The sequence below is a fragment of the Pseudoxanthobacter sp. genome, from assembly GCF_036822375.1.
Taxonomy (GTDB): domain Bacteria; phylum Pseudomonadota; class Alphaproteobacteria; order Rhizobiales; family Segnochrobactraceae; genus Pseudoxanthobacter.
The window spans coordinates 1-2,299 of the sequence record NZ_DAISHT010000349.1 but is presented as its reverse complement, the minus strand read 5'-3'; the positions used below and the strand labels follow the sequence as shown (position 1 = coordinate 2,299).

4 protein-coding genes are annotated in these 2,299 nt (G+C 71.6%); 3 read left to right on the top strand and 1 reads right to left on the bottom strand.

From position 1 onward, the window contains the following. The coding region (locus tag V7067_RS17500; RefSeq protein WP_334177165.1) for a helix-hairpin-helix domain-containing protein at positions 1-365 on the top strand (365 nt) is incomplete at its 5' end. Positions 366-381: 16 nt separating this feature from the next. Here the strand turns inward: V7067_RS17500 and V7067_RS17495 are convergent. Then, positions 382-861: a low molecular weight protein-tyrosine-phosphatase gene (locus V7067_RS17495; protein WP_334177164.1), complete on the bottom strand. Its 480-nt coding sequence runs from the start codon at positions 859-861 to the stop codon at positions 382-384. A gap of 106 nt (positions 862-967) precedes the next feature. Between V7067_RS17495 and V7067_RS17490 the strand changes: the two genes are divergently transcribed. Both V7067_RS17490 and V7067_RS17485 read left to right on the top strand, forming a co-directional pair. Beyond that, positions 968-1,369 carry a YkvA family protein gene (locus V7067_RS17490; protein WP_334177163.1) on the top strand — a complete coding sequence of 134 codons (402 nt, stop codon included), beginning with the start codon at positions 968-970 and terminating at the stop codon, positions 1,367-1,369. A gap of 318 nt (positions 1,370-1,687) precedes the next feature. Further along, positions 1,688-2,275 (top strand): MarR family transcriptional regulator, encoded by a 588-nt coding sequence (locus tag V7067_RS17485; RefSeq protein ID WP_334177162.1) that lies wholly within the window; start codon positions 1,688-1,690, stop codon positions 2,273-2,275. The last annotated feature ends 24 nt before the right edge of the window (positions 2,276-2,299 follow it).

Here is a 2,299-nt window from a genome sequence, read left to right as displayed (position 1 = left end):
CCATGGTCGGCGTCGCCAAGGGCGTGGACCGCGATGCCGGCCGCGAGGAATTCCATGTGCCGGGGCGCACGCCGTTCCGCCTGCCGGTGCGCGATCCGGTGCTGTATTTCATCCAGCGCCTGCGCGACGAGGCGCACCGCTTCGCCATCGGCACCCACCGGGCGAAGCGGGCGAAGGCCTTCACCGCCAGTCCGCTGGACGAGATTGCCGGCATCGGCCCGGCGCGCAAGCGCGCGCTGCTGCACCGCTTCGGCACCGCCAAGGCCATCGGCCGCGCGGGTGTGGACGACCTGATACAGGTGGAGGGCATTTCCGAAAGCCTCGCCCGCACCATCTTCAGCCACTTTCACGAAGGGAAAGGCTGACGAAGCCGCCCGAGGATCAGCGCCCGGCGATCAGCCGCGGCACCAGCGCCTGTGCGGCCTCCTCCACCAGTTCGGCCACGCGGGTGAAATCGCCGGCCGTGCCGGTGTAGGGATCGGGCACGTCCTCGGCCCGGCCCAGAGCGGCATCGAGCAGCAGGGCGCTCCATGCGGTGGCGGCCGGCGGCCGCAGCCGGCTCAGGGCCGCCAGGTTGCTGCGGTCCATCGCCAGCAGATAGTCGAAGGCGGTGAAGTCCGCCGCCCGCACGGGCCGCGATGTCCGGGCGGAAATGTCGTAGCCGCGCTCGCGGGCGATCCGCACCGCGCGCGAATCCGGCGGCTCGCCGGCGTGGAAATCCGAGATGCCGGCCGAATCGACCAGAAACGCCTCGCCGGCGCCCGCCAGCGTGGCAGCCTGGCGAAACGCGCCTTCGGCCAGCGGCGAGCGGCAGATGTTGCCGAGGCAGACGAACAGCACCCGAATCGGTCGTCTGGTCATTTTCCGCTCCCCTTCCGTCCTTGCATCGCGAGGCGGCAATCGCCACCTGAGGTCTTCCGACAGCCCGGCCGCAATGACGCCCGCCGGCAGTGTTCCAGAAAAGCCGATGACAGACACCTCCTTTTCCAGCGTCCTTGAGGGCGACATCCTCGGGCCCGACGGCGACGCGGCCGGCCGTGCCGGGGCGGCGCAGGCCGAGGCGGTGCGGCGCGGGTTCTGGCAGACCCTGCGGCGGGCCGCCCGCCACATTCCCTTCGCCGATGACGTGGTGGCGTCCTATTTCTGCGCCCTCGACCCCGCCACCCCGCACCGGGTCCGCCTCACCCTGCTGGCGGCGCTCGCCTATTTCGTGCTGCCGGCGGACGTGGTGCCGGACATCCTGCCCGCGGTCGGCTTCACCGACGATGCGACCGTGCTGCTGACCGCAATCACGCTGGTCCGCAGCCATCTGACCCCGGACCACCTTGCCGCCGCCCGCGGCGCGCTGGGGCGCGACAGACGGTCGTGAGCCGTGCAACAATGCCGGCCGGCGCGGCGCCGGCGGGATGGCACCGTTGCGGCGGGTCTTTGCCGGCTTGGCCGATTTTTGCGGCGGAAACGGCAGCATCGCGGCGGCGAACGGTCATGAACGTGTCGCACATCCGCCCTTAGAGTGCCGCTCGCCGGCGAAGGCCTCCGCAGGGAGGTGCGCCGGAGCGGGCCGCAAAACCGGCCGGCGGCGTGCCCTGCCGGGGTGTTACGAACCCGCCGGCCGCATGCGCCGCAGGCCGCATTGCGGCTTGCGGATATGCCTCTTCTGAATTCCGTCCAGCGCCGCGGAGCCGCCATGAGCTTCAACTATCGCAAGTCCGTCACCTATCGTCTGGCGCAGAGCGCCAAGGCCAGCCGCGGCCGGGCCAACAGCCACCTCGGCCGCCTCGGGCTGCATGCCGGGCAGGAAACCGTGCTCAAGGTGCTGGCCGAATCCGACGGCCAGACCATGAGCCAGCTTGCCACCACCCTCGGCGTGCAGCCGCCGACCGTGACGAAGATGATCTCGCGCCTGTCCGCGCAGGGCTTCGTGGTGCGGCAGGCCTCCGAAACCGACGGGCGGCTGGCCCGCGTGTTCCTCACCCCCTTCGGCCGCGAGAAGCTCGACGACCTCGACCGTGCGTGGAAGCGGCTGGAAAAGGAAGCCCTCGTCGGCATCGACGAGAAGGACCGCAAGCGCCTGCGCCGCCTGCTGCGGCAGGTGGAAAAGAACCTCGCGGCGGCCGGCGGCCTCGACATCGATCCCAACGACGACATCGACCTCGACGACGACACCGTGCCGGTGGCAACCCCGTCGGAGGGGGCGGCCCCGGCCGCGGAAGCCGCCGGCAGCGAGAGCGTGCCGGCCGAGGCCGCCGCCGAGCCCGCACCGTCGGCCCCCTGAAGCCGGCCGCCCGCTCGCCGCAGG

Coding starts and splice junctions, on each gene's coding strand:
- V7067_RS17490 (WP_334177163.1), top strand. CDS start 968: ATGACAGACACCTCCTTTTCCAGCGTCCTTGAGGGCGACATCCTCGGG.
- V7067_RS17485 (WP_334177162.1), top strand. CDS start 1,688: ATGAGCTTCAACTATCGCAAGTCCGTCACCTATCGTCTGGCGCAGAGC.
- V7067_RS17495 (WP_334177164.1), bottom strand. CDS start 861: ATGACCAGACGACCGATTCGGGTGCTGTTCGTCTGCCTCGGCAACATC.